General features: G+C 67.1%; 32 protein-coding genes and 2 pseudogenes. 1 reads left to right on the top strand and 33 read right to left on the bottom strand.

The features are described from left to right. Positions 1–196: 196 nt before the first annotated feature. Positions 197–1,165: a LysR family transcriptional regulator gene (locus tag NA8A_RS19465; protein WP_009452095.1), complete on the top strand. Its 969-nt coding sequence runs from the start codon at positions 197–199 to the stop codon at positions 1,163–1,165. Here NA8A_RS19465 and NA8A_RS19470 read toward each other — a convergent pair. The 33 genes and pseudogenes from NA8A_RS19470 to NA8A_RS19625 all read right to left on the bottom strand — a co-directional run. Next, complete coding sequence (locus NA8A_RS19470; protein ID WP_009452096.1) at positions 1,159–1,440, bottom strand: DUF2274 domain-containing protein; 282 nt, start codon at positions 1,438–1,440, stop codon at positions 1,159–1,161. The two genes, NA8A_RS19465 and NA8A_RS19470, sit on opposite strands and share 7 nt — an antisense overlap. Then, the gene (locus tag NA8A_RS19475; RefSeq protein WP_009452097.1) at positions 1,440–2,615 is read right to left on the bottom strand and encodes a TraB/TrbI/VirB10 family type IV secretion system protein; all 1,176 of its coding nucleotides are present in this window, start codon (positions 2,613–2,615) and stop codon (positions 1,440–1,442) included. Before NA8A_RS19475 ends, NA8A_RS19470 begins: the two co-directional genes overlap by 1 nt. After that, positions 2,612–3,645, bottom strand: a pseudogene (gene trbG / locus NA8A_RS19480) (P-type conjugative transfer protein TrbG). Before trbG ends, NA8A_RS19475 begins: the two are co-directional and overlap by 4 nt. Then, on the bottom strand, positions 3,642–4,331 hold the full coding sequence (gene trbF / locus NA8A_RS19485; RefSeq protein WP_009452100.1) for a conjugal transfer protein TrbF: 690 nt from the start codon (positions 4,329–4,331) through the stop codon (positions 3,642–3,644). The pseudogene trbG and the gene trbF overlap by 4 nt, the downstream one beginning before the upstream one ends. Beyond that, positions 4,328–5,686, bottom strand: a complete 1,359-nt coding sequence (gene trbL, locus NA8A_RS19490; RefSeq protein WP_009452101.1) for a P-type conjugative transfer protein TrbL — start codon at positions 5,684–5,686, stop codon at positions 4,328–4,330. Before trbL ends, trbF begins: the two co-directional genes overlap by 4 nt. A 3-nt stretch (positions 5,687–5,689) precedes the next feature. Next, entirely contained in the window at positions 5,690–5,977 is a 288-nt protein-coding gene (gene trbK-alt / locus NA8A_RS19495; RefSeq protein WP_009452102.1) for a putative entry exclusion protein TrbK-alt, read from the bottom strand. Between the two features lie 20 nt (positions 5,978–5,997). Further along, entirely contained in the window at positions 5,998–6,774 is a 777-nt protein-coding gene (gene trbJ, locus NA8A_RS19500) for a P-type conjugative transfer protein TrbJ (RefSeq protein WP_009452103.1), read from the bottom strand. Next, the gene (trbE, locus tag NA8A_RS19505; RefSeq protein WP_009452104.1) at positions 6,771–9,296 is read right to left on the bottom strand and encodes a conjugal transfer protein TrbE; all 2,526 of its coding nucleotides are present in this window, start codon (positions 9,294–9,296) and stop codon (positions 6,771–6,773) included. The genes trbJ and trbE overlap by 4 nt, the downstream gene beginning before the upstream one ends. A 10-nt stretch (positions 9,297–9,306) precedes the next feature. Then, positions 9,307–9,588, bottom strand: coding sequence for a VirB3 family type IV secretion system protein (locus NA8A_RS19510; RefSeq protein WP_009452105.1), 282 nt, complete (start codon positions 9,586–9,588; stop codon positions 9,307–9,309). Further along, a complete protein-coding gene (locus tag NA8A_RS19515) occupies positions 9,588–9,917 on the bottom strand; it encodes a TrbC/VirB2 family type IV secretion system protein (RefSeq protein ID WP_009452106.1) in 330 nt (109 codons plus the stop codon). The genes NA8A_RS19510 and NA8A_RS19515 overlap by 1 nt, the downstream gene beginning before the upstream one ends. Next, a complete protein-coding gene (gene trbB / locus NA8A_RS19520) occupies positions 9,914–10,912 on the bottom strand; it encodes a P-type conjugative transfer ATPase TrbB (RefSeq protein WP_009452107.1) in 999 nt (332 codons plus the stop codon). The genes NA8A_RS19515 and trbB overlap by 4 nt, the downstream gene beginning before the upstream one ends. 302 nt (positions 10,913–11,214) lie before the next feature. Beyond that, complete coding sequence (locus NA8A_RS19525; protein WP_009452108.1) at positions 11,215–11,574, bottom strand: HVO_A0114 family putative DNA-binding protein; 360 nt, start codon at positions 11,572–11,574, stop codon at positions 11,215–11,217. After that, positions 11,571–11,852, bottom strand: a complete 282-nt coding sequence (locus NA8A_RS19530) for a toxin-antitoxin system TumE family protein (RefSeq protein WP_009452109.1) — start codon at positions 11,850–11,852, stop codon at positions 11,571–11,573. The genes NA8A_RS19525 and NA8A_RS19530 overlap by 4 nt, the downstream gene beginning before the upstream one ends. A gap of 91 nt (positions 11,853–11,943) precedes the next feature. Beyond that, entirely contained in the window at positions 11,944–12,384 is a 441-nt protein-coding gene (locus NA8A_RS19535) for a ribbon-helix-helix domain-containing protein (RefSeq protein ID WP_009452110.1), read from the bottom strand. A gap of 9 nt (positions 12,385–12,393) precedes the next feature. Next, positions 12,394–14,397 (bottom strand): conjugal transfer protein TraG, encoded by a 2,004-nt coding sequence (locus tag NA8A_RS19540; protein WP_009452111.1) that lies wholly within the window; start codon positions 14,395–14,397, stop codon positions 12,394–12,396. Between the two features lie 15 nt (positions 14,398–14,412). After that, the gene (locus NA8A_RS19545) at positions 14,413–16,200 is read right to left on the bottom strand and encodes a relaxase/mobilization nuclease domain-containing protein (RefSeq protein ID WP_009452112.1); all 1,788 of its coding nucleotides are present in this window, start codon (positions 16,198–16,200) and stop codon (positions 14,413–14,415) included. A gap of 247 nt (positions 16,201–16,447) precedes the next feature. Further along, positions 16,448–17,215: a lytic transglycosylase domain-containing protein gene (locus NA8A_RS19550; protein ID WP_009452113.1), complete on the bottom strand. Its 768-nt coding sequence runs from the start codon at positions 17,213–17,215 to the stop codon at positions 16,448–16,450. Then, positions 17,212–17,556: a DUF736 domain-containing protein gene (locus NA8A_RS19555; protein ID WP_009452114.1), complete on the bottom strand. Its 345-nt coding sequence runs from the start codon at positions 17,554–17,556 to the stop codon at positions 17,212–17,214. The genes NA8A_RS19550 and NA8A_RS19555 overlap by 4 nt, the downstream gene beginning before the upstream one ends. Positions 17,557–17,591: 35 nt before the next feature. After that, positions 17,592–18,152 carry a S26 family signal peptidase gene (locus NA8A_RS19560; protein WP_009452115.1) on the bottom strand — a complete coding sequence of 187 codons (561 nt, stop codon included), beginning with the start codon at positions 18,150–18,152 and terminating at the stop codon, positions 17,592–17,594. Next, complete coding sequence (locus NA8A_RS19565; RefSeq protein WP_009452116.1) at positions 18,149–18,667, bottom strand: DUF2840 domain-containing protein; 519 nt, start codon at positions 18,665–18,667, stop codon at positions 18,149–18,151. The genes NA8A_RS19560 and NA8A_RS19565 overlap by 4 nt, the downstream gene beginning before the upstream one ends. Further along, positions 18,664–18,918, bottom strand: a complete 255-nt coding sequence (locus NA8A_RS19570; protein WP_009452117.1) for a hypothetical protein — start codon at positions 18,916–18,918, stop codon at positions 18,664–18,666. The genes NA8A_RS19565 and NA8A_RS19570 overlap by 4 nt, the downstream gene beginning before the upstream one ends. Then, positions 18,863–19,663 carry a DNA-methyltransferase gene (locus tag NA8A_RS19575; RefSeq protein WP_009452118.1) on the bottom strand — a complete coding sequence of 267 codons (801 nt, stop codon included), beginning with the start codon at positions 19,661–19,663 and terminating at the stop codon, positions 18,863–18,865. The genes NA8A_RS19570 and NA8A_RS19575 overlap by 56 nt, the downstream gene beginning before the upstream one ends. After that, positions 19,660–20,313, bottom strand: coding sequence for a ParA family partition ATPase (gene parA / locus NA8A_RS19580; protein ID WP_009452119.1), 654 nt, complete (start codon positions 20,311–20,313; stop codon positions 19,660–19,662). Before parA ends, NA8A_RS19575 begins: the two co-directional genes overlap by 4 nt. Beyond that, positions 20,310–21,488 (bottom strand): replication initiator protein A, encoded by a 1,179-nt coding sequence (locus NA8A_RS19585; protein WP_009452120.1) that lies wholly within the window; start codon positions 21,486–21,488, stop codon positions 20,310–20,312. Before NA8A_RS19585 ends, parA begins: the two co-directional genes overlap by 4 nt. Before the next feature lie 11 nt (positions 21,489–21,499). Beyond that, positions 21,500–21,781, bottom strand: coding sequence for a helix-turn-helix transcriptional regulator (locus NA8A_RS19590; protein ID WP_009452121.1), 282 nt, complete (start codon positions 21,779–21,781; stop codon positions 21,500–21,502). Positions 21,782–21,912: 131 nt separating this feature from the next. Further along, entirely contained in the window at positions 21,913–22,563 is a 651-nt protein-coding gene (locus tag NA8A_RS19595; RefSeq protein WP_009452122.1) for a DUF2285 domain-containing protein, read from the bottom strand. Further along, positions 22,547–22,684: pseudogene (locus NA8A_RS25720) on the bottom strand (transcriptional regulator domain-containing protein); the annotation flags it as partial. The pseudogene NA8A_RS25720 and the gene NA8A_RS19595, both read right to left, overlap by 17 nt. 128 nt (positions 22,685–22,812) lie before the next feature. Then, entirely contained in the window at positions 22,813–23,076 is a 264-nt protein-coding gene (locus NA8A_RS19600; RefSeq protein WP_009452123.1) for a hypothetical protein, read from the bottom strand. Positions 23,077–23,204: 128 nt separating this feature from the next. Further along, the gene (locus NA8A_RS19605) at positions 23,205–23,453 is read right to left on the bottom strand and encodes a helix-turn-helix domain-containing protein (RefSeq protein WP_009452124.1); all 249 of its coding nucleotides are present in this window, start codon (positions 23,451–23,453) and stop codon (positions 23,205–23,207) included. A 242-nt stretch (positions 23,454–23,695) separates the two neighbouring features. Continuing rightward, positions 23,696–24,088: a single-stranded DNA-binding protein gene (locus tag NA8A_RS19610; protein ID WP_009452125.1), complete on the bottom strand. Its 393-nt coding sequence runs from the start codon at positions 24,086–24,088 to the stop codon at positions 23,696–23,698. Positions 24,089–24,478: 390 nt separating this feature from the next. Further along, positions 24,479–24,895 carry a hypothetical protein gene (locus NA8A_RS19615; RefSeq protein ID WP_009452126.1) on the bottom strand — a complete coding sequence of 139 codons (417 nt, stop codon included), beginning with the start codon at positions 24,893–24,895 and terminating at the stop codon, positions 24,479–24,481. 241 nt (positions 24,896–25,136) lie between these two features. Continuing rightward, positions 25,137–25,427, bottom strand: coding sequence for a hypothetical protein (locus NA8A_RS24750; protein WP_009452127.1), 291 nt, complete (start codon positions 25,425–25,427; stop codon positions 25,137–25,139). Between the two features lie 75 nt (positions 25,428–25,502). Further along, a partial coding sequence (locus tag NA8A_RS19625; RefSeq protein WP_009452129.1) for a DNA methyltransferase occupies positions 25,503–25,828 on the bottom strand: 326 nt, incomplete at its 5' end.

Consider the following 25,828-nt stretch of genomic DNA (forward strand, 5'->3'; position numbering starts at 1 on the left):
TGCACTAAAGGCCAAGGCGACCGTGAACGGCCGCGCCCAGTAAGTCAATTTCTCGATTTCGCTTTCCAGTTTCACGTCCGCGCTAGCGCGGGCGCCAGAGCTATCGACACAATGATGCGGCACAGGCCAACCGTAGCCTGAAAGGAGGAGTCAGCCGAAGCCGCGTCGCCGCTCTTGAGGAGGGAGCACATTGGCGATGGACGGAACGAACCCGCCACTCTGGGAACGTCCAGTGCGCTGGCCGGCGGACGGACTTCCATTCGACATGAGGGCGCTGCGCTATGTGCTGGCGGCGGCCGAGCAGATGAGCTTTTCGGGCGCGGCCTGTGCGCTCGGCATGAAAGTATCCAGCGTCAGTCGCCATGTGCGCGACTTTGAGGACGAGATCGGGATTTCCCTGTTCGAGCGAACCACGTCGGGCGTCCGGTTGACCGATGCCGGAAGCCGGTTCCTGGACGACATCATCCCGGTTCTCCAGATGGCCGAGGCCGTGCTGCAGCGCGCCGGCGCGGCCGGGCGCGTCGAGGAAGGCACGGTTCGGGTGGGCATAATCACGACCCTTGCCGGCGGCTTTCTGCGCGAGCTGGTCGCTTCCTATCGGCGCTGCTATCCGGGCGTCGAGCTCGACATTCAGGATGGCGGCCGGCGCGAGCATCTGCGCGCGATCCGGGCGCGTCAGCTCGACATTGCGTTCTTCACCGGCAATGCGCCCGTTGCCGGGTGCGACGTCGAGGAGTTCTGGCGCGAACGGGTGCATGTGGCGATGGCGGTCCACCATCCGCTGGCGAGCAGCAATGCGCTGGACTGGCCGCAACTGCGCGACGAACGATTCATCGTCTCCACCACGGAGCCGGGGCCGGAGGTGCATGACTATATTGTGCGCCGCGTCGCGGACTACAGCACCTACCCGGATGTGACCGCTCGTCATGTGACGGTGGAAACGCTGATGCACATAGTCGCCATCGGCGAGGGCATCACGCTGGTCTCGGAAGGCTGGACCAGCATGGCGCATGCCGACCTGGCGATGCGGCCGCTGACGGCGGCCGAGGACATCGTTCCCTTCAGCGCGGTGTGGTCGCCGTCGAGCGACAATCCGGCGCTGCGGCGGTTCCTGAGCTTCGCGCGGGATCTGGCGGCAAGGCAGCGCGTGCGCCGGAATCAATGATCGGCGTCGGCCGCGCCCGGCCTGGCGCTGGTCTGGCCGGAAGCGGTCCCGCGCGACTTCGCGGCGACTTTCGATTTTCGGCTGCGCCAGCCGCGATCCGACCGCAGGAACGCTTCCAGCATATGCGGGATCAGCGTGGCGGCGTCGACCTCGCCATAGAGGCGGCCGTATTCGGCAGCGTAGAGGTCGAGTTCCTCCTTCAGCGGCTCCGGCATCGGAACGGTCACGCGGACGATGCCGAGCTTGGGCAGCGGGCCGAGCTTTAGATTGCTCATCAGTGGGCTCCGTAGGGCTCGAGGACCAGATCGCGGGCGACGATCACGCGGACAGGGAAGCCGGGGCGAATGGTGAGCGTCGGGGCGACCTGAAGCTGCCGCTGGACGATCTGCTGGCCGGCCTGGTTCACCGTGTCCTGCGCCCCGTCGCGGATGGCACGAACCAGGCGGTCCTCATCGCTCGTGGCCAGTTCCGCGCCGACGGCGAGAAGCGTCGAGAGGCCCGCCGCCTTCATTAGATCCCACCAATGGTAGTCGACTCCGTCTTCGAGGCCCGCATAGCCCGACGCATCGGCGCCGCGCTGGCGCTCCAGCACGATCGAGCGGCCGTTGGGCAGGATGAGACGATTCCACACCAAGAGGACGCGGCGTTGGCCGAAGGTCACGCCGGCATCGTATTCGCCGATGAGGCGGCTTCCCTGCGGAATGAGAAGGAGGGCGCCGGTGGGGCTGTCATAGACGTTCTGCGTCACCTGGGCGGTGATCTGTCCCGGCAGGTCCGAACGGATGCCGGTGATCAGCGCGGCGGGGATCACCGCACCGGCCTGAAGGATATAGGGCGAGGCGGGCGCCATGACGTGATCGGACGCGACCGTGCGCCGATCGACCTCGGCATTGAGGAAGGCAAGGTGCCTGTCCTGCGTTGCGGCGCCCGTAAGACCTGGCATGCCCGGAACGGCCGGGATCGAGGGCGAGCCGGTGTTCTGGCCGGCCCTGATCTGGAAGAAGATCTCGCTGGTGCGGGCGGCTTCCATCTCGGCAAGGCGGCGCTGCTCCTCGGGATCGGCCGCGGGAACCGGCATCGGGGTCGCGGGAATCGGCTGGCCTTCCTCGCGGGCGCGCAGCACCGGCCCGCCGAGATCGCCGGGCAGCGGCGGGCCGAGGACCGGCACGTCGCCATAGCTGCCGGGAAGCCCCTGCAAGCCGTCTGCGGTCTGGCGGCGATCGGTCGAGATCAGCTCCTCGGGCTGGCCGCCGCGATCGACGCCCTGAAGCGCATAGATCAGCGCGCCGCCGATGCCGATGCCGGCGACCAGACCCGCGCCCATCAGCGCCTTGCGCGAGATGCGCGTGACGCGCGGCGCTTCGGCGCGCAGGCGCATGGAGCCCGCCTTGTCGCCGGCCGCTCCGCTCAGCTCGATCCCTTCCTCCTTCCGGCCTTCGGTCTCGCTCATGACGACGACCCTCCCGTTGCCGTGCTTTGCCCACTGGTCGCGGCGGCGCTCTGGCCGGGCTGAACGCGGACGATCCTTACGGTCTGCTGCCGGTTGCCGGAACCCAGCCGTAGCTCGGCCGCGCCGAAGAGGCGATCGACAATGAGGACGTTCTGATAGATGCGGCTGTTGACGATCTCGGGTTCGCCGCCCGAGCCGATGACGAACAGGGGCGGCATCTCGGCGGCATCTCGCCCTGAACGATGCCGCGCGGGAACACCACGTAAGCGCGCCGCCCATCGTCGAACACGGTGGTCGGCCGCCAGGGCGGGTTGTCGCCGGTGAGGCCATAGCGGTAGTTACGCGCGGACTCGGCCGGGATGATCGGCGCGGCGGGCGCGGTCACGCGCTGGCTTGCAGGCGGTGCGGGATAGGCCCAGGCGATCGCCGGCATCCACGTCTCCTCGCTCGCGCGCAGCTCTACGAGGTAGGTCCGGCGATCCGTGGTAATCACCAGATTGGTGGAGATGCCGGCGCGGGTCGGCTTGACCAGCACATGGACACGGCGCGTCGTGCCGGAGCCGCTTTCGGTGTCGCCGATGATCCAGCGGGCGGTATCGCCCGCCGCGATCGGACCGGCGCCGGTCAGGCTCTCGCCGGGTTCGAGCGCGATGGTCGTGATCTGCCCGACGGCGGCATAGACCTGAAACAGCGCCCCCTCCGACCAGGGATAGATCTGGATCGCGTTGTAGTAGCCCTCCCGGCGCGGCTCGACGCGTGCGGCCGCGTTGGCGTTGCCGACACGGCCCTCCGGGTTGGTGGCCGCCTCGCCGCCGCGCGAGACGGTCCAAGCGGGCGGGGTGTGCAACGGCCGAGGCGTGCCGTCGGTCACGGCGGTCCTGACGACGGGAAGCGCCGGCACGTCGGCATCGTAGCTGAATTGCGGCGTGCGGTTGGTGGCGCAGCCGGCGAGCATGGTGGTGGCCAGCAAAGCCGCCAATACGGGTTTACGGAAAGCCGCGGGTCCGGCTTTGTGAGGATTGCGGATCATTGAGACATCTCCCGCGACCAGGAGATCGCGTTCACATAGATTCCTAGGGGGTTGGCGCGCAGGCGCTCGGCGGTGCGCGGCTGCTGGAGGACGATGGTGAGTATCGCGGTCCAGCGTTCGGTGCGGGAGAGCTGGCCGTTCTCGTAGTGCTGTTCCGCCCAGGCCACACGGAACGAGTCCGGCGATGCCCGGATCACGCTGGAGACTTCGACCGAGACCTGTTGGCGACCGACGCGGGTGAAGGGATCGTTGGAGCGCGCATATTCGTTCAGCGCCACCGCACCCCTGTCGGTGGTGAACTCGTAGGCGCGGAGCCACGCTTGTCGGAGGACGATGGGGTCCGAGGGCAGGCCACGGACCTGCTCGATGAATCGCGCCAAGTGCCAAGCCACTTGCGGGTCTGTCGGCCGATAGTCGGCGACCGCCGACTCGACGGCGCGGGCCTCGCCGTGGCGGTCGATCTCGACCACCCAGGGAACGACGGTGCCGCGGGCGGACTGCCAGACCAGCGCCGAGGCGAAGCTGGCCGAGAGGATCAGGCAGCCGAAAGCCATGTAGCGCCAGTTGCGGGCCTGAACGCGGGCCGAGCCGATGCGCTCGTCCCATACCTGGGCGGCCTTCTGGTAGGGCGTAACGGGTTCGGGCGTCTTGCCGTAGTGGGTGGTCGGTCGTTTGAAGATGTTCATGTGCGGTCGCTTTCGGAAAGGCTGATGGAGGCTCCGCCGCCGTGGCTGTCACCGGATCGGACTGCATGGGCGGCGGCCGTGACGCCGTGGCTGAGGGCTTGGCTGCGGCGCATACGCTGCGCCCAGGCGGGCGGGCCGTCGGCAACGGGTGCGCTTGCCGGGGCCGGTGAGGCTCCCCCGCCGACCGTCCCCATGGTGGAAGTGCCGCCGGTCGTCTCGAAGCCGCCCTTGACGCCTCCGGTGTGGCTGGACTTGAGGCTGTCGGCCGCACGGGAGACGGCGCGCTTCAGCGGCGAGACCGCGGCGGCGCCACCGGCGCGAGCGACACCGCCGAGACCGGCCGCGACGCCCGACGCGCCGGATTCGCCCATGGAAGCGAGGGTGTATGCGGTCGAGGCTGCGCCAGCGGCCGATGCGCCGCCGCGCGCCAGGGCAGCACCGCCGGAAAGCGCGGCGGCACCGCCTCGCGCTGCCAGCATGGTCGCGCCGCCAGCCGCGATCGCGGCGCCACCGACTGCAAGGCCGGTGCCGACGGCAGCGCCAGCGCTGAGCTGCGGCCCGCCAGAGACCAGGCCCGTGGCGATGCCGGGGCCAAATATTCCCAGCCCCAAGAGCGACAGCGCCGCAAGGACGATGGCCATCGCCTCGTCGATCGTCGGAGTCGCGCCGCCGAAGCCGGAAGTGAACTGGCCGAACAGGGTCGAGCCGATGCCGATGATGACCGCCAGGACCAAGACTTTGATACCCGACGAGACGACGTTTCCAAGGACGCGCTCGGCCATGAAGGCGGACTTGCCCCAGAGGCCGAAGGGAATGAGGACGAAGCCGGCCAAGGTGGTCAGCTTGAATTCAATCAAAGTGACAAACAATTGGATCGCCAGAATGAAGAAGGCGAGGATCACCAGCGCCCAGGCGAAGAACAGGCAAAGGATCTGGACGAGGTTCTCGAAGACCGCGATCCAGCCCATGAGATCGGAAATGGATTCGAGCAGCGGCCGGCCGGCTTCGAGGCCGGTCTGCGCCACGCGGCCGGGGCGCAGCAGATCGGCCGTCGAGAAGCCGGTGCCGGAGGCCATGAGGCCAAGGCCGGCGAAGCTCTCGAAGACGATGCGGGCGAGATTGTTCCAGTTGGAGATGATGTAGGCGAAGACGCCCACGAACAGCGTCTTCTTCACGAGGCGGGCGATGATGTCGTCGTCGGCGCCCCAGGCCCAGAACAATGCGGCGAGGGTCACGTCGATCACGATCAAGGTCGTGGCGATGAAGGCCACCTCGCCGCCGAGCAGCCCGAAACCGCTGTCGATGTAGCTGGTGAAGATACCGAGGAAGTTATCAATGACGCCGGTGCCGCCCATGGCTCACCGCCCTTCGTTCGGGGCGGGAGCTTCCGGTGCGGGCGAGCGGCCGAGGAAGCGGTCGCGGGTTTCGGCCCAGACGCGCAGGCAAGAGGCGTCGCTGGCGGCGGCCTCACCCAGTTCCTGGCACCGCCGCTGCTCCAGACGCAGCGGATCGGTTGCCGGCTGGAGCACCGGAGCGGCTGGCAGTGGCCCGGCTTTCTCCTCGCGGGTCATTTCGATGATCGTCGCCGTGATGGCGACAGCGACGAATATGATGGCCGCAATCCGGGCCAGCACCTTGCCTTCCATGATGTCCCCCTTCCGGCCCGTCAGTTGTTGAACATCTGCGCGCTGCCCGGCTGGTAGCCGGAGCCGGGCGTTAGGAAGCGTTCGCGCTGAATGCGGCCCTGCTCTGCCGCCGTCGCGCGCTCGGCTTCAGCAAGGGCCTCGGCGCGGCCGTTGGCGGAGCTGACGGCAATGAGGTCGGAGACCTGTTGCGACAGAAGCCCGAGGAGCTGGTTGCCGGCCTGGGTGGCTTGCAGCGCGCCGACGGCGCCCTGGCTTTCGCTGATGAGCGCGCTCATCTCGGCGCGATTGCTGTCGATATTGCCGACCACGCCTGCCTGGACGCGCATCGCATCCTGCAAGCCGCCCACGGTATTTTCCCAGCGGCCGCGCGCGTCCGCGATGAGCTGCTGGTCGGTGGCGTTGAGGGAGAGATTGCCGTAGTCCTGCTGGAACATACTGTCGATCGACTGTACGTCGAAGGCGATGTTCTGCGCCTGGGCGAGAAGCTGCTGGGTTCGCTGCACGTTCTGTTGAAGCGCCTGAAGCGAGCTGTAGGGCAGGCTCGCGAGGTTCTTCGCCTGGTTGATGAGCATCTGCGCTTCGTTTTGCAACGAAGTGATCTGGTGGTTGATCTGCTCAAGGGTGCGTGCCGCCGTCAGAAGGTTCTCGGCGTGGTTGGTCGGGTCGTAAACGATCCGGCCGAAGCCGAAGAGGGCGTGGGCCGGCGTGGTGAAGACCGGCGAAAGCGCCAGCGGCGCGGCGAGGGTGAGCGCAAGCAGGGAAGCGCCCGCGAAACGGGGGAAGCGGTGTCGGGTCATGGCATGATCTCCTGTGGGTCGAATTCGAGGGCTTCGGTGAGGTCGAGGACCGGCGCCGGCGCTTGCGGCGCGGGTGTTTGAGGGGCGAGTGCGACGGCGATGTTGGTGAGGTTGGGAATGAGATCGGCCGCCCATTCGACGCCGCGCGCGGTTAGCCACGCGGCGAGGAAACCGTCGCGGCCATGTTCGGCGAGGATGTCGGCGATCAATGCCTGGTCGGACTTGGAGGAAGCCGCGCAGAGCGCCAGGCCGACTTCGGACAGGCCCAGCTCGAACAGCCGGTTTCCCCGCCGGCTCTGGCAGTAGTAGTCCCGCTTGGGGATGGCGCGGGCGAGGATCTCGATCTGCCGGTCGTTCAGGCCGAACCGCCTGTAGATCGCGGTAATCTGCGGCTCGACGGCGCGATCGTTGGGCAGGAGCAGCCGGGTCGGGCAGCTTTCGATGATTGCAGGCGCGATCGTGCTCTTTTCGAGCTGGGCGAGCGATTGCGTGGCGAAAACGACGCTGGCGTTCTTCTTCCTCAGCGTGACCAGCCATTCGGCCAGTTGCTTGGAGAAGGCAGGATCGCCGAGCGCCAGCCAGCCTTCGTCAATGATTATCATCGTCGGGCGACCGTCGAGGCGGTCGGCGATCCGGTGGAAGAGATAGGCGAGGACGGCCGGCGCCGCGCCGGTATCGAGCAGCCCTTCAGTCTCGAAGGCCACGACGGAAGCATCGCCGAGGTTTTCCGCCTCCGCGTCGAGCAGCCGCCCATAGGGGCCGCCGACGCAATAGGGCTGGATGGCGAGCTTGAGGTCGTTGGACTGGAGCAGCACCGACAGGCCGGTGATGGTGCGCTCCTCGATCGGGGCGGACGCGAGCGAGGACAGCGCCGTCCAGATATGCTCCTTGGCCTCGGGCGTGATGGTGACGCCTTCGCGCTGCAAGATCGCTACGATCCAGTCCGCCGCCCAGGCACGATCCTGCGTCTGCTCGATGCGAGCGAGCGGCTGGAGCGAGACCGAGCCGTCGGCGCTTTCGGTCAGCCGGCCGCCGAGGTCATGCCAGTCGCCGCCCATCGCCAAGGTGGCGACCCTGATGGAGCCCCCGAAATCGAACGCGAAGATTTGCGATCCCGCGTAGCGGCGGAATTGCAAGGCCATGAGCGCCAGCAGCACGCTCTTGCCGGCGCCGGTCGGGCCGACCATGAGCGTGTGGCCAACATCGCCGACATGAAGTGAGAGCCGGAAAGGGGTCGATCCTTCGGTCCTGCCATAGAGCAGCGGGGGTGCGCCGAAGTGATCATCCCTTTCCGGCCCCGCCCACACGGCGGACGAAGGAACCGTGTGAGCAAGGTTGAGCGTCGAGATCGGAGGCTGACGCACATTGGCGTAGGCATGGCCCGGCAACGAGCCGAGCCAGGCGTCGACGGCGTTGACCGTCTCGACCATGACGCTGAAATCGCGGGACTGGACGACCTTCTCGACCAGCCGCAGCTTCTCGTCGGCGCGGCGGGCGTCCTCGTCCCAGACCGTGACGGTCGCGGTGACATAGGCGATGCCGGCCACGTCCGCGCCGAGTTCCTGCAAGGCCATGTCGGCGTCGAGCGCCTTGTTTGCGGCATCGGTGTCGACGAGCGCCGATTGCTCGTTCGTCATCACCTCTTTCAGAATGGCGGCGATGCTCTTGCGCTTCGCAAACCACTGGCGGCGGATTTTCGTGAGCAGCCGAGTCGCGTCCGTCTTGTCCATCAGGATGGCGCGGGTCGACCAGCGATAAGAGAAAGCCAGCCGGTTGAGGTCATCGAGCAGGCCGGGCGTGGTGACGCTCGGAAAGCCGGTGACGGTGAGGATGCGCAGATGGGCGGAGCCGAGGCGCGGTTCGAGGCCGCCGGTCAGCGCCTCGTCGGCGAGCAGCGCGTCCAGATAGATCGGCGTTTCCGGCACGCGCACGCGATGCCGTTTGGTCGAGACGGTCGAATGGAGATAGGTCAGCGTCTCGGCATCGGTGAGCCAGCGGCACTCGGGCATGAAGCCGTCGAGCAGCGCCAGCACGCGGTCGGTGCGGTCGACGAAGCCGCGCAGCAGCTCGTGAGGGTTGACCCCGGAGGTTTCGCGGCCCTCGTAGAGCCAGCTCTCGGCGCGGGCGGCCTCCTCGGCCGGGGGCAGCCAAAGGAAGGTGAGGTAATAGTCGGAGACGAAGTGGCTGCCTTCCTCCTCGAAATCGGCCTTCCGTTCGGCATCGACGAGAGCGGATGCGGGATCGGGAAAGACATCGTTCGGATAGGTGCCGGCCTCGGACCGCTGCGCCTCGACGAAGATCGCCCAGCCCGATCCGAGACGGCGGAAGGAATTGTTGAGGCGTGCGGCGACGCCGACTAGCTCGGCCGCGACCGCGGAGTCGAGATCCGGGCCGCGGAACTTCGCGGTGCGCTGGAAGCTGCCATCCTTGTTCAGCACGACGCCCTGACCGACCAGCGCCACCCAGGGCAGGTAGTCGGCGAGGCGGGCGGCGGTGCGGCGATATTCTGAGAGGTTCATCATCGCGCGCGCCTCACACCGACAGGTGGCCAGGCACGCGCAGATGGCGGCGCGCGACCTCAACGAAGAGGGGATCGCGCTTCGCCGCCCATACGGCTGCGAGATGACCGAGCGCCCAGATCAGGATGCCGGCGAGCCAGAGTTGGAGACCGAGCCCCACGGCCCCGGCCACGGTGCCGTTGAGGATCGCCACGGAACGCGGCGCACCACCCAGCAGGATGGGTTCGCTGAGAGCGCGGTGAACCGGGGCGGTGAACCCCGGCACGGCGTCGAGCTGTTCGAGGAACGCCGCCATCAGATCACCGCCCCGCCGCCGAACGAGAAGAAGGACAGGAAGAAGGAGCTGGCGGCGAAGGCGATCGAAATGCCGAAGACGATCTGGATCAGCCTGCGAAACCCACCGCCGGTATCGCCGAAGGCCAGCGTCAGGCCGGTGACAATGATGATGATGACGGCCACGATTTTCGCCACCGGCCCCTCGATGGATTCGAGGATCGACTGAAGCGGGGCCTCCCAGGGCATGGAGGAGCCCGAGGCCAGTGCCGGCGAGGTCAGGAGCGCGACCCAGGTGAAGGCGGCGGCGGTTGCGATATGGCGGCGGACGCGGAAGGCACGACGGATCATGCGGGGTCTCCTGTTTGGTCGGTGGGGATGGGGTCTGGAAAGGCGGGGGCGAGCCGGTAGTCGCCGTCGGCGCCGAGGCCCTCGACGCGGGCGAGTTCGGCAAGCCGGCGCGCGGACCCGCGGCCGGAGAGAACGGCAACGAGGTCGATGGTCTCGGCGATCATCGCGCGCGGGACCGTGACCACGGCCTCCTGGATGAGCTGCTCGAGACGGCGCAGCGCGCCGATGGCCGAGCCGGCATGGATCGTTCCGACGCCGCCGGGATGGCCGGTTCCCCACGCTTTCAGGAGGTCGAGCGCCTCGGCGCCGCGCACTTCTCCAATCGGGATGCGGTCGGGGCGCAGGCGCAGAGAGGACCGCACGAGATCCGAGAGCGTCGCCACCCCGTCCTTCGTCCTCATGGCGACGAGGTTCGGCGCGGCGCATTGCAGCTCGCGCGTGTCCTCGATGATGACCACGCGGTCCTGCGTCTTGGCGACTTCCGCCAGCAGCGCATTGGTGAGCGTGGTCTTGCCGGTGGAGGTGCCACCCGCCACCAAGATATTGGCGCGGGAGGCGACGGCCTCGCGCAGCGCCGCAGCCTGGGCGTCGGCCATGATCCCGGCGGCGACGTAATCGTCGAGGGTGAATACCGCGACCGCCGGCTTGCGGATGGCGAAGGTCGGCGACGTGACAACGGGAGGAAGGAGGCCCTCGAACCGTTCGCCGCTCTCCGGCAACTCCGCCGAGACGCGCGGCGCGCGGGCGTGGACTTCGGCCCCGACATGATGGGCGACAAGACGAACGATGCGCTCGCCGTCCTCTGCGGTCAGCCGCTCGCCGGTGTCTTCCAGTCCTCCGGCGAGGCGATCGACCCAGATGCGCCCGTCGGGGTTCAGCATCACCTCGACGATGGAGGGATCGCGCAACAGGTCCGAGATGGCAGGCCCGAGCGCGGTGCGGAGCATGCGCGCGCCACGTTCGATCGTTGCCTGTTTGCGATTTTGGCCAGCCATCTCGTCCCCGTTTCCGGGGAGGAGGGCGAAGGCGGTCCCCGGATGGGGATGACTAAAAGAACGGCAAAACGGGCCGATTCAACAAGTTTCGGTCGTAGTAGTAGTGCAGCGCAGTAATACAGGAGAACGGCGGAATCGGATCGCGGCGAGAACGTGCTGCCGGCCCTGTAGCGGGCGAATCAGTCGGTGGGCCGAAATGGATAATCCAGCCGCCGCGACAGGCCGGACGTCCTGGCGCGGCCCGAAGAGGCGATGGCCGGGGGTCTTCGAGCCGGCGCGCAGTCCCGCGATGCGTCAGGCCGTCAAGCGGCTGCGCTCACGTCGAAGTCGAAATGGATGTTCTCGTAGGGAAATTCCACGCCGCTTTCGGTGCGGTCGATGACGCCGGCATTGATGAGCGTGGTCACGTCCCGGTGGACGGCCTGCACGTCGCGGCCGACGCGCCGGGCGACCTCGCGGATCGACAGCCCGCCTTGCCCGGCAAGCGCCTTGACGATGGCAAGGCGGGAAGGGGCGAGAACGCGGTGCATGTCCTCGTAGCTGCCGAAATTGAGGCAGGGTTGAACATCGACGTGCTGACCGGCGAGCACCTTCCTGCTGGCCGCGGCGATCCTGCTGCGGATTTCAGTCATGCCACCCAGGCGAACGGTCAAGGTCTTCATGCCAGCATCCTTTCCATGTCGCGCTCGAAAGCGGTCAGAAGCGCCTCCAGCGTGGTGAACTCGAACGGTTCCTCTCGCTCGCCGATGTGGCGGTGATCGCCCTTGCCGCGCTCATTGTCGTAGCGAAGAATACATTCTCCGCGCACCACGAGGGCGAGGCGGTATTTGAAGCCGTGGCCGCTGCCGGGAACCGGGGAGGGCACCTGCCAGACCACGATTTCATAGAAGGCATCTTCGCTGAGTGACGTGCGCTCCTTGGCGATCAATACCGCATCCATGTTGTTCCCCATAACAGCGGTGTCCATGCGTTGTCAATGAGAACATCACCCTGCCAGACGCCTGCAAGCATCCGGGGTGGTCGCCCAGCCCTCAACGGAGGTCATCCACACTGCCTTCAGCGGCAGGCTTCGCGGCGATGTCGTCGGGGATCTCGCTGAGGAAGCTGTTGCCCTGCTGGAGCCGTAGGCCGAGCGTCTGGACGAAACCGTCGAACCGCTTCAGACCCCTGGTCTGGGCTGCCGCGTTCTCCTCGGGCGGGAGCTGCGGGGTGACGGTCAGCCAATGCCGGATGAACAGCGCCAGCGTGTCGGCGGTCAGCCGCATATCGCGTTCGAGCCGTGCCGTCTGGCGCGACAGGCGATCGAGCCGGCGCGTGAAGGCGGCCTCGCGTATGTCCTGGGCGTCGGGCGACAGGAAGGAGGCGATGGCCGCCTCGGCCACGGCCGAGCGCGACAGCTTGCGGCGATCGGCGAGGTCGTTGAGCTGTCCGAGAAGCTCGGACGGAAGGGTCAGGCATAGTCGTTCGCGCATGGTCGATCCTCACATATCAATGCCGTCATTCGGGTCCATGGAGACCTGGCGGGCGAGACCGCGCATCTGGCGGCCCATGACCTGTCGCTGCCGGGCGCTGTCTTCCTGATCGTCGACGAGCAGGTGCTTGAACTCGTCCTCGGGTGCGGGCTCCTTCTTTTCGTGGACGATCTCGACATGCTGGGGCATGTCCGGTTCGCGGCGCAGGCCGGCATTGGCCTTGTCCTCTGCCTTCTTCCTCGCGGCCTCTTCGGCGGCCGCGACTAGCGCGGCATCGGGCGCGAGAGGCTTCAGCGCCGACCATCCATCGGGGCGCGCCGAGCTGGCGATCGTCGCCGGGTCTGGCGGCGGCAGGATGCGTTCGGTCAGGCGCGGGTCGATGTAATAGCGCGCCTTCTTCGCCCGGATCGGTGGGCTGCCGGCCACCATGACGATCTCGTCGTCGGGCGGGAGCTGCATGATTTCGCCGGGGGTGAGGAGCTGGCGGGCGGTCTCGGAGCGCGACACCATGATGTGTCCCAACCATGGGGCGAGGCGGCTGCCGGCATAGTTCTGCATTGCCTTCATCTCGGTCGCCGTGCCGAGCGCGTCGCTGACCCTTTTCGCTGTCCTTTCGTCATTGGTGGCAAAGCTCACCCTGACGTGGCAGTTGTCGAGGATGGCGTTGTTCTGGCCATAGGCTTTTTCGATTTGATTGAGGGATTGGGCGATGAGGAAGCTCTTGATCCCGTAGCCCGCCAGAAACGCCAGCGAGGACTCGAAGAAGTCCAATCTGCCGAGCGCGGGAAACTCGTCGAGCAGCAGCAGAACGCGATGCCTGCGGTCCTGGGCGTGGAGGTCTTCCGTCAACCGGCGCCCGATCTGGTTGAGCACGAGCCGGATCAAAGGCTTCGTCCGCGATATGTCCGAGGGCGGCACCACGAGGTAGAGCGTCGAGGGTTTCGGATCGGCGATGAGGTCGGCGATGCGCCAGTCGCAGCGCGAAGTGACGGCCGCGACCACCGGATCGCGGTAGAGGCCGAGAAAGCTCATGGCCGTCGACAAGACGCCGGAGCGTTCATTGTCCGATTTGTTGAGCAGCTCCCGCGCTGTCGAGGCGACGACGGGATGCGGCCCGGCCTCGCCCAGATGGCGTGTCGCCATCATGGCGTCCAGCGTGGCCTCGATGGTGCGGCGCGGATCGGAAAGGAAAGCAGCGACCCCCGCGAGGGTCTTGTCCTTTTCCGCATAGAGGACGTGCAGGATCGCGCCGACCAAAAGCGAATGGCTGGTCTTTTCCCAATGCGACCGTTTCTCCAGCGAGCCCTCGGGATCGACCAGCACGTCGGAGATGTTCTGGACGTCGCGCACTTCCCACTCGCCGCGCCGCACCTCGAGCAAGGGATTGTAGGCCGCCGAGGCTACATTGGTCGGATCGAAGAGAAGAACGCGGCCGTGCCTCGCGCGGAAGCCGGCGGTGAGCTGCCAGTTCTCGCCCTTGATGTCATGGACGATGCAGCTTCCCGGCCAGGTCAGCAGGCTCGGGACCACGAGCCCGACGCCCTTGCCCGATCGCGTCGGCGCGAAACATAAGATGTGCTCGGCGCCGTCATGCCTCAGATAGTCGCGCTCGTAGCGGCCGAGGATCACGCCGTCCTGGCCGAGAAGACCGGCGCTTTCGATCTCAGACCGCTCTGCCCAGCGCGCCGAGCCGTAAGTGTCGATGTCTGACGCCTCGCGGGCGCGCATCACCGACATGGTGATGGCGACGGCGATGGAGAGGAAGCCGCCCGAGGCCGCGATGATGCCCCCCTCCGCGAAAATGCGCGGGGCATAGGCTTCATAGAAATACCACCACCAGAACAGCGCCGGCGGATAATAGACCGGCCAGCCGGCGACCTCGAACCAGGCGGGGCCGAGCTGAGGCTGGAAGCCGAGCCGGAAGGCGACCCATTGTGTGCCGCTCCAGACCGAGACGAGGACGATCAGGAAGACGATGCTGATCTGGCCCCAGAGGATTTTCGTGCCGGACATGGGAGGCTCCTTTCGTCAAAGGCCGAGGTCGCGCTTGCGGCCGAGCGACCAGTCGATGCCGCCTCCGCTGCGGGCGACGCCGGAGATGTGCTGGCCGAGCTTGTGTTCGATCTCGCGGGACCAGGGGACGAGATGGAAGCCGCGCCCGCCGTCCGGACCGATCCCCTCGACCACGGCGAAGCGGCCGGAGGAGAGTGAGAGCTGGCGGCGATAGGTGCCGGCGACATATTCCCCGGCCTGTGCCTTCACATGCGGAAGGCCGGTCTCGGCCGAGAGCTGCTCGCCCACGGCGTCGAGCTCGCGCCGGCGGAGCGTCGCCAGCAGATTGCGCTGCAGGACGATGCGCTGGCTTTCGCGGCGGGCGAGGCCCTCGTCTGCGAGATGTTCGGCGCGCGCGTCCATCGCCTCGCGCACCTCGCGGCCGAAGCCGCTCGTTCCGAGCGGCATGGGTTCGCGCTCGACCAGCCGGTGGTCGAGCCAGGTTGCGCCCGGCGCGGTGATCTGGGTCTGGAGATCGAGGTCGGAGCGATTGGCCAGGACGATGGTGGGCCGTGGATCGTCGGGACCGCCGAAGCGGCGGACTTCGACGATGCCGCCTATCAGCGGCGCGTGCTCGAACGCCTCGATGCCGCGCAGACGGACATGATGGGCGCGGCCGTCCGTGCCGTCGATCACGGCATAGGCTTCGCCGGTCAGCTCGTCATGGAGGCCCTTGTCGACCAGCCGGCCGATGATGGGCCGCCCGTCCTTGCCGGCGTCGATCGTGAAGTCGGCGACGCCGCGCTCCTCGCCCAGCCCCGCGAAGGCGCGGTGCATGGTCTTGATGATGTCGCTGCGCGCGCCGAGATCGCGCAGCGTTCGCTCCGCGCCTGGCTCGACGAACCATTCGTTGACGCCGGCATCGGCGGCGAGGCCGAGCTTTTCGAGATGGCGCAGGCGGGCGACCAACAGGCGACGGATTTCGGGATCGTCCGGCCCCTTCGCCTCGGGCCGCAGGTCGATATAGCCCAGCTCGTTCGACTGGCGTGCGATCTCCCGATCGAGCCGCGTCCAGCGTTCGGCATCGACCTCCCGCGCGAGGCTGGAGCGGATCTCGTGCTCGGGCTTGGGGCCGAGTTCGGCATCGACCAGTTCTTCGGCGCGTCCGCGCAGACCGTGGCTGATATAGTCGCGCGAGATAACGAGATCGGCGCCGGTCTCGTCGACGCCGCGCACGAGCAGATGGACATGCGGGTTGTCGGTGTTCCAGTGATCGACTGCGATCCAGTCGAGGCGGGTGCCGAGATCGGCTTCCATTTGCCGGGCGAGATCCCGCGTGAAGGCGCGCAGGTCTTCCATGTCGCCGGCGTCCTCGGGGGAGATAATGAAGCGGAAATGGTGCCGGTCGTCCTGGCAGCGATCGGCGAAGGCGAGATCGTCGGCGCGGTCGGTCTCGGCGTCGAACATGACGCCCTTCTCGCCGTCGCGGCTGACGCCTTCGCGCTTGAGATAGGAGAGATGCGCCGAGATCGGCGCGGAACGAAACGCGCGGCCCCTGTGCCGGGCGATCCGCGCCTTGGCGACGACGCGACGACGCGAGCCGAGCAGGCGGCTGCGCGACACGACATTGCGACCGCGGCCGAAGGTCGAGCGGCTGGCGCTGCCGCTCCTGCGCCCCGATCCCGATGCCGATCCGCTGGCGGGCGCATTGCTCGCCTGCTTGGCGGCGCGCAGCACCTGATTGATGAAGGTCTTGGTGCGCGGCGAGCGGGTCGAGCGCGGCTTGCCGGGGCGGATGCGAAATTCGCTGTCGTCGCCGCTCATGCGCGCCTCCCGAGAGAGACGGCGAAGCCGCCCATACGAAGTAACTTTGATTTTGCTGGCAAAATCGCCCATGCGTATGCACGACCGACCGCCATATGCGCAAAACACCAAGCCATTCCAATGGCTTGACGGTGGTTTGCGCAGGCGCTTTTACCTTGCCGTATTCCAGTCGCCGTGCCCCTTCCGGCGCGCGACCCTTCCTTTCCTTTCTGGCACTCCGCGACAGTGCGAAACCGCGCGATCCAGCTCATGGCGCGCCTCCCGAGGCCGGGCGGGCGACAAACAGCGCCCCGGCTGGCGATGGCGCCAGCGGATTGAGCGGCAAGGAAGGCGCGGGCGATGGTGCATCCGCGCTGCGGCCGCCGTGGAGGTTGGATGCAGAAACCGCACCGATCGGTGCCGTGACGAAGAGGGGAGCTTCGCGCCAGTCGGTGACGCGCGGCGGACCGGCGAGTGCGCCCGGCGCGAGCGGCTCGCCGGCGAGAACGGGCGCGAGCGCGGCGACGTAATCGCGCGTTTCTTGCGGCAGGCCGCGTTCACCGGCGAGGTATTCGTCATACCGGCCGGGACCGAAATTGTAGGCGCCGAGCATGTCGGTGACGGTGCGGTAGCGGTCCCACATGGCGCGCAGGTAGGCCGCTCCTGCGAGGATGTTGTCACGCGGCTGGAACGGATCGCTGCCGAGCCGATGGAGCGCGCGCTGTTCATCCCATGTCGCGGGCATGAGCTGCATCAGGCCCATCGCACCGGCCGACGATACGGCGGTCGGATCGCCATTGCTTTCGGCGGCGAGGACGGCCGCGATCCAGTCGGCCGGGATGCCGAAGCGGTGCGCCGCCTCTGCGATGTCGACGGCATAGAGACCGCCGACCTCCGGCTGCGCCGCCTGCACGGTTTGAGCACGGATCGCGTGCGCTGGCGCGAGGCCGAGAAGCAGGCCGGAAAGGAAGAGGAGGAGCACCGGACGCCGGATGGAAGAACGCCGTCCGACGCCGGCAGGACGTTGATCCGTCAATTGTCGGCCCCTTCGGCGCGCTTGGTCCGCTGGTCGTTGGTGTGGAGGCTCCAGGCGGTGTCGTCGTCGTCGCTGTCGCGGAACAGGTTGGCGCGCAGCCAGCCGAACAGCGGGCTGTAAACCTCGATGGAGACGAACTCGCCGGCCTTTTCGCCGACATGCGACCAGCCCGCGCCGATGTCGCGGCCGTTCTTGTCGCCGAGCAGGATGCGATAGGTCGGCGCGTTCTCGGCCTCCGAAGGCTTGGCCGGAACAAAGGTGAGCGGCCCTTCGATGCCGAGCCCCTCGAAGGGGCCGGTGAAGCCGGTCTCCGTGCGGGTGAAGTCCCCGAGATTTGCCATGGTCAAGTCTCCTTTGTGTGCTGGTTGCGGGATGTTCACGGCTCAAGGGCCGGATCGGTGAAGCGCCAGCGAAAGCGGCCGTCGCCGTATTCGTCGGTCCAGAACGGCGTCACGCGGGCGGTGATGGAGGAGCGGGGAAGCGGCCCGAAATACCGGCCGTCGAGGCTGTCGGGTGCGTCCCAATTCATCAGGAACACCTCGCCCTCGGCGATGACGCGGCAGCCGTGCCATTGCGGCAGGTCGCGGCCGAAGCGGTCACGGGCCTGCGCCTCGCCATAGGCGTGATCGTAGGCGATCACGGTCGCGCCGCGGCGGCAGACCTCGGCGCCCGGCAGCGCCAGGACGCGCTTGAGGAGCGGCACGCCGCGCGGCAGGTAGCCGCGCGCAGCGAGGAAGGCGGCGAGGTCGTCGGGCGGCAGCACCGCGACCAGATCGCCGACCTCGATCGCGCCGGCCGGGGCGATCCCGTAGAGCCCGATCGGAACGCTCGGCGATGCGTTCCAGATGAAGCGCGGCGCCTGGCCGGTGACGACGGGCGCGGCGATCAGCGCCGCACCGGCGAGCGTGGCGATGAGCGTGACGCGGCGCGGGCTCATGGCAGGATGCTCCGGCGCGTGCGCCAGGCGTCGTGCTGCTCGCGCGTATAGAGGCGCGGTTCCAAACCGGCGGTCAGCCGGTTGTGGACGTGCCGCCAATACGCCGGCGCAGCGTCTGCCGCGTCGATGCCAAGCGCCTCGATCGCGTCGACGAGCTGGAGCGCGCGCTCGACCTTCGGCCAGCCGTGGAGCTTGAGGAGAAGGTCGCCGCCGGGGCGCACGAAGGGGAGCGTCTGGAACGGCTCGCCGCGTCCGATGGCGCGCAGGATGTCGATGCGCGACACGACGGTCCCGTATTCGTTCGACGCCCATCGGACGAAGGCGAAGACGCTGTTCGGCGCGAAGCCGACGACGCGGCTGCGCCGGTCGATCTTCCGCTGGTAGATCGTCCGGCCGAAGCGGATGCGGTGCTCAATCCGGCCTTCTTCCCAGGTGAGGTGAACCAGCGTGGTGAAGGCAGGCGCGTCGTCAGGCAGCGCGTGGCCGCCCATGCGGCCGGGCTGGAAGCCGGTCATGGCGTTCCTCCATCAGCAGGCGGGAACTCCCGCGCGAACAGGTCGCGGAGCATGTCGGCGACGGTGACGCCGCGCTGGAAGGCCGCGATCTTGATGCGGCCGCGCAACGCCGGCGTGATGTCCACGGTCAGCCGCGCCGAATAGACGTCGGCGGCATCCCTGCGTGGCGACGCTGCGTCGCCGATCTTGATCCAGTTATCGGGATCGGCCGGGCGCGTGGCGAAGCCGCGCTTGTCCGTGCCGGACGTCATGACGGGCCTCCGGCAGCACGGTGGCGATACGGTCGCGGGCGCGGTCGGCCATCGTGGGGTCGATCTCGCAGCCGATATAGCGCCGGCCGGAGAGCCGGCAGGCTTCGCCGCCGGAACCCGAGCCGGCGAACCAATCGCCGACCAGGCCGCCTTCCGGGCAGCTCGTGCGGATGAGGATTTCGAGAAGCGCGGACGGCTTCTCGGTCGGGTGGATAGCGCGGCCGTGGCAGTTGCGCAGGTAGATGACCGAGCGCATCAGGCGCGGCCCGCCGTCGTGGCTGACATAGTGGCCAGCATCAATCTGGCCGGTATGGGGCGGACGCTGCTTGCGTCGCACGGTCCGGGCTGTCGCGTCGGGCGTGGTCTGGACGTCGTTGTAGATGTCGCGCCAGGGCGTCTCAGCCGGATAGAACTGGACGGCCAGCTCGTGGACCCGTTTGAAGCGGTCGGCATGAAAGCTCGTGCCGTTCTGCTTCTCCCAGACGATCTCCTGGGCGAGCCGCAACCCGGCATCGGCGAAGCGGTCGGCGGTCGCCATGAAGCTGCGCAGCGAGCCGAAGACCCACATCGAGCCGGTCGGCGCAAGCGCGGCTCGCGCGAGCGCCAGCCAGCCCTCGACACGGCGATCCCAGGCGAGCGATGTGTCGCCGTAAGGGGGATCGGCGAGGATCATGTCGTAGGGGCCGTGCGCCGGCATGCGGTCGCGGCAGTCGCCGGACAGGATGATCTCGGGGAGCACCATCATGGCGCGGTCCTCCCGATGCCGAGGCGCCCGACCTCGGCCGCCAGCGCCGCGATCTCGCGCGCGGCGGGCGACTGGCGGTCGATGTCCAAGGCGAGCCGTCCGGTCTGGGCAGCGTCGGCGAAGACGACTCGCTGGCCGACCGTGGCTGCGAGCAGGGGCGGATCGTGGTCGGCCAGCGTCTCGGCCGTCTCGCGGGCGATGACGGTGCGCGCGCCGCAGCGATTGAGCACGAAACGGGCGACGAGCTGCGGCCGGTAGATTCGGGCCTCGGCGAGCAGCGCCAGCATCTCGGCCGAGGCCCAACCGTCGAGCGGCGACGGCTGCACCGGGATCAGCACGAGATCGGCGGCGAGCAGCGCGGAACGCATGAGGCCGGCGACACGCGGTGGGCCGTCTATGACGACGTGATCGACGTCGCGGGCAAGTTCGGGGGCCTCGCGGTGCAGCGTGTCGCGCGCCAGGCCGACGACGCCGAACAGGCGCGGCAGGCCCTCGCGCGAGCGTTGCTGGGACCAGTCGAGGGCCGAGCCCTGCGGGTCGGCGTCGACCAGGGTGACGCGGCTCCCGCGCATGGCCAGCTCGCCGGCGAGATGCAGCGCCAGCGTCGTCTTGCCGACGCCGCCTTTCTGGTTGAGCAGCGCGACGATCATCGGCGTCCTCCCGACGGATCGAGAGGGAGCCGGGGCGCGTCGGACGAAGGGGCGTCCGCGTCGTCGGACTTGTTCGGATTTTGCGGTGCGGAAAGCGCGAACGGCGCGCTTTTTTTCGCGGCTACGCTAAGGCTTCGGGCGGTGTCGCGGATGAGCTTGTCCACCTCGCGCGCGCGCCCTTCAAAGTTAGTATTATTGTTAGACTCTAAGTTAAGGCTTGGAATCGTCGTTTCGGGCCAAAGCGTTAGCTGGGGTTTTTGCGTGTGATCTCCCGAAGGGTTTGCGTGCGATCTCCCGAAGGGTCGTGCGTGTGATCTCCCGATGGTTTCCACACCTTTATCCACAAGCCCTGTGGAAAACGGCGCGGGAAGGAAGCGCAGCATTTCGCGGCGTCCGTCGCGCTCGATGCCGAGCCGATAGCCGGGCAGCGGCTGGCGTTTGGCGATGCGGCGGATCTGGAGGGCGAAGTCGGAGACGCGCGCGAGGCTCCCGGATTTCTCATGGAGGTGCTGGAGGTCGAACACCCAGCCTTGCGGCTGGCGGCCGGCGTGCTTGCGGGCGACGCGGTAGAGCCAGCGTTCGATCCCGCCTTTGAGCCGGAAGTAGTCCGCGTCGATCGCCAGCACGAGCGAGCGGTCGATGACGCCGCGATAGAACCAATCGGGGAGGACCAGCTCCATGCCCTCGACCCGGCCGTCGAGGCGGGTGAGTTCCTCCCATTCGTTGACCCACGAGAACTGATGCCGCCGCCAATGCTCGCCATTGCGGATCGTTGTGCGGATCGAGGTCGATTGCAGCCGGGTCAGAGCGGCCTTGAGCAGCTTGTAGTCACTGGCGCCGGTCTCGCGTCCGATGGCCGTGAGGAGGTGATAGGGCGTGAAGCGCAGGAATCGCGAGGTCGCCAGACCGAGGTTCTCGGCCTCGACGATCTGGCCTGCGGCCCAGATCAGGATGTCCGCGTCCCAGATGGTCGCCATGCCGTGTTCCGGCACGGCGAAGACCTCTACACGCACCGCGCCGGCTTCGTAGAGGATCGGCACGGTGCGCCGGGATTTCGCCAGCGAGAAGAAGGGGCGCTCCATGAGGTCGCGCTGATCTCGCGGGCTGGCGTCGCCGGTGGCGATGACGAACGGGTCGAGGCGCGTCCGTTCGGAGCTGGGAAGGCGTCGGGACATAAGTGACACCCTCAGCGCGCAGCGCGGCCCGAGACGGGAGGATGCTGCCTGTTGCTGGGAAGGGCGGCGAGAACGCTGCCGCGAGGATCGGACGTGGAGGAAACGGTTCCCTTGTCGGCCCAGGCTTCCAGCTCGTCGATCGCATAGACGACACGGCCGCCGAGCTTGCGGAACAGCGGCCCGGTGCCATAGGTCCGGTGCTTCTCCAAGGTGCGGGGCGAAAGGCCGAGAAACTCGGCGGCGTCCTTGGTGCGCAGAAAGCGCGGCGGCAAAAGAGCGGGATTGGGGTACATGGCTGCCTCCGTGGCTTCGGGGGGTGCCGCTCGGGTGGAGCGGCGGTCAGGGGCCACGGTGGCGAAGGAAGGGAGCGCAGGGAGTGGGGGAATTTGGGGGTGCCAAAATTCCCCACCCTGATCGTTGGCGGTCAGGATCGGCGGCGGAAGCGCAGAAGCTTGAGATAGCCGCCCGCGATCATGGCGGTGCCGTCACGGAGGAGGTCTCGCACGGTGTCGCGGAACGGCGAGGATTGCCATTGCTCCTCGGCGATCCGATCGACGCCGAACAGAACCTGGGCGATTTCGCGCTGGCTGGCGCGATGCCGGCGGGCGTCGATGGCGCGCAGCATCGCCTTGAGCCGTCGTCGTTGCTGGGCCGTCATGCGCTGGTCGCGTGGAACCCGGTAGCCTGCCAGGTGCCGCAGCAGGCGGTCGGCGGCGGCAAGGCGGTCGAGACCGTCAGGGCCGATCGGTATCGAGATCGCCAGCGGATCGTCGGGCTGGATCGTAGGGTCGGCGACCAGATGCAGGCCGGGACCGACCTCGCGCAGCAGGAGATGGAGTTCCTCCGACGTGATCCTCACCTCGCCGGAGAGGAAGGCGCGCAGGGTTGCGCTGCCCTCGCGCGGCGGAACAGGACTGCCGGCAAGGCGCAGGACGGCGGTATCGACCGTTTCGCTCCAGAGAACGGGCTGGTGAAAGCCCGAGAGGCGTGGCCGGGCCGCGAAATCGTAACCCCCAGCGGCGCTCCATCGGTTCGGGCAGCCGCTGATCGAGGCGGCCGGCTCCCCTGAGAACACGATAGTCCTGCTGGTAGTCACCGTTTCGGCGCAGGCACTCCCAGGCAAGGTTGTCGACGCCGGCCTGATCCATGAAGTCGTAGGCGGACTCCCCCCGCCAATGCGACGTGTCGGGTCTCATGATACTCCTCCCGCACTACTGAAAACACACGTCAAACGGGAGAATGATCCGGGCGAGTCGGTCGCCGATCAAGAACCTGCCGCCGCAAAGCGCCTTCGCCTGCCGGCAATACGATGATCGACGATGGTTTAGTTCGGGCGGCCGAGGCGCAGGATCTTGTAGCCGTGTTCGGTCATCCAGTGCGCGCGGGCAAGGTGGGTCTCGTGAACCCTGCGGGCGCGTTCGGGTTCGGCCTGGGGATCGAGCCCGAACAGGACTTCCACGGCTTCTTGCCAATCGGCACCGTCCGCCTCGGCGTCGAGCAGGCGGCAATAGAGCTTCACATGCGCGCGGTCATAGTCCGTGAGAAGATCGCCGCTCGGCGCTTCGTCACGATAGGATAGCGTCGCCATCACGTCCTTCCCCCGGTTGCGACGTTCTGGATTTTGGCGCGCACAATATCGCAAAGATGTGATCGGTAAACGCCGATTCATCGAGAAGGGTGAACGCGATGGTCCGTGGCGGATTTGCTGCGATCGCGTCAGCGGCTGTTAGCTGTGTGCGTGACATCCATCATCACCCCGATATTCGGGCCGGAGTTGATGAAGACGATGCCCGACGCTTCCAGAGCCCTGCGAACCCTGTCGGCGGTGGTCTCGAAGACACGTTCGCCGTTGACCGACTCCATGCGCTTGAGCGCGGTCAGCGAAACGGCGGCCCTGTCGGCGAGCATCTCCTGTGTCCAGCCCAGTAGTGCGCGCGCGGCCCGTGTCTGTTGGGCGGTGATCATACACGATCACCTCCCACCGGCACTGAGCCTCGTGCCAGAACTACGGCTATAATCGCCGGAGTTTGCTTAGGAATCGACCCATTATCGGTGTTCTACGTCTTTCGCATGGGTTGCTGCGTTGATTCGGCTAACACCACGAAAGAAGGCGCAGAAGGAACAATTTATAGGCTGTCCTGCCGCCGTCTACATGTCGGCAATGGAAAGACCCGGCGATGGTGCTCGCCGGGCCGGTTGAAATCCCCTTACTCGGGGATTTCGTCATCGAGGTCGTCGGGATCGATGTCCTCGTTCTGGCGCTTCGGCCAAGCGAGATGCTCGATGGATTTGACGATGACCTCGGTGGTGTAGCGGTCGTTGCCGTCGCGGTCCTGCCACTTGTTGGTCTTGTTGCGACCGATCACCAGGACCTTCATTCCCTTCACGCACTTCTGGGCGTGCTTGTTGTCGAAGGCGACGACGCGGTGCCAGTCGGTGACGAGCCTGGCGCGGCCGTCCTCGTCCCTCACGATCTTGCCGTCCGCGAAAAGCGGATATGAGGTGGCGACCGAGAGGTTGGTGATCATGATGCCGCCAGCGGTGGTGGTGGTTTCGGCGTCATTTCCGATATTGCCCGTCAGGATCACGATGTTGGTCATTTTCAGTCTCCGTTTGCTCTTGCCGGGGGACCATCCCTCCGACGCGAACCCGGCCAAGGCCGGCGGAGGCCGCTTGCAACAGCCGACTCGTCGGCGGCTTGCCCTGAACGCCGGCGTGGGGCGGGCAGGCGCTTTAGCGCCAACACGGGCCGAAAGCGTTCAGGGTTGCTGAGGGAAAACGAACGGTCTTAGGGATCACCGAGGAGGAGAGATGAGTTTCCTGCGAGCCAAACGGGGCGATGCACCGACACCGTTTCTGGCCGGGCAATGTCAAACGCCGAAGAAGCCCCGCAGCGGCCGGCGCTATGACCGCTCTTTCCGGTTCCGCGTATCACCGCTCGCAGCCGACATAGGAGGCCAGGTCGCCGGTGCCGCGCGAATATATGCTGTCTACCGCGAAAGAGCGGACTCACCGAGAGCGTTAAGGTTGACGATCGCGACTACGCCGATGATGAGGCCGGCGACGATGCCGACCGAGTTCAGCAGGATCGCGGAATCGGTGGCGTTCTTCATGATGCCGTAGATCAGCGCGTAACCGGCAATAAAGGCCGGGACCGCAAAAACGGCCAGCGCGATGAGCCGTATCACCGGATTGCGAGCGATGCCGACGACGGCGATGACGAGAACCACCGACGCGAGCGCGGCGCCGAGTGCGGCCAAGCCCGACCAGACGAAGCCGGCTTCGGCCGCATAGACCCACTGGAATGCGGTCAGCCCGACCATGAAGGGCAATGCGTAGATGGCGAGGTAATATGCGATGACGCACACGACGATCGCGGCGGTGATCGCAAGCAGGATGAGTGACATGGCGACCTCCTTGCTATGGGTAGAATCCTCCGAAGTGGAAGCACAAGCAAGGCAATTCTGGACTTCGCCGCGTATTCGGCGGCGATACTTCGACGAAGCGATGACCATGGGAGACGCTTTCTGCAGGCGAGCCGGGCGAAGCGCGGCGAGCGCGATTTTTCCGGCGCGGGCCTTCGGGCGCGCGCCAGCCGCCGATCCCGGCGCGATCGGCGGCGACGATATTTATTCCCGGTGGGATTGGCTATGGCTGAAGCCAACGCCACGGCTCGTCCGTGCCGGCGCGCCGATAGGACAGGCGACGGCAACGGAACGGCTGACATAGGTAATTCAGGGGCTCGAAGCCATGCCACCAGTCGGCGTCGATGTCGCCGCAACGGCTCTCAAAAAGTATGGCGCCGCTTGCGTCATAAAGCCGAAACTCCATCGGCAGGGCCTCGCCTTGGTCCGAGGTCCCGCGAGCGGGGGCGCCGTTCGCGTCTTCGCCCAATCCCATGCAGCCGCCATGATGGTCGGTCGTGATAATCCAGCGCATGTCGAAACTCCTTTTGTGTGGGGGGGGATTGCGGCGCCCGCCGCGATGGCGGGCGCCGTTCCAAGCGGGGCCGGCCTATGCTGCCGGGCGGTGACGCTGTGGTGAGGCAAGGCGTTTGCTGGCGGTGCCGTGATGGTCGCTGTCCAGCTCGATGCCGATCCAGTCACGGCCCAGCTTTTGCGCTGCGGCCAGCGTGGAACCGGAACCACAGAACGGGTCCAGGACAAGTTCCCCCGGCTTAGTGAAAGCCTCGATCAACGGCCGCAATGCCTGAACCGGCTTCTGCGTCGGATGCAGCTTGTTGCCGGTATAGGGAAAGTCCAGCACGTCGGGAATAGGATGCTCGGGCTGGACCGGATTGCCCTTCGCCAGCAAATATGTCAAACGGCATCCAAAGTTGA

Origin of the sequence: Nitratireductor indicus C115, from assembly GCF_000300515.1 — a bacterium.
GTDB lineage: Bacteria > Pseudomonadota > Alphaproteobacteria > Rhizobiales > Rhizobiaceae > Nitratireductor > Nitratireductor indicus.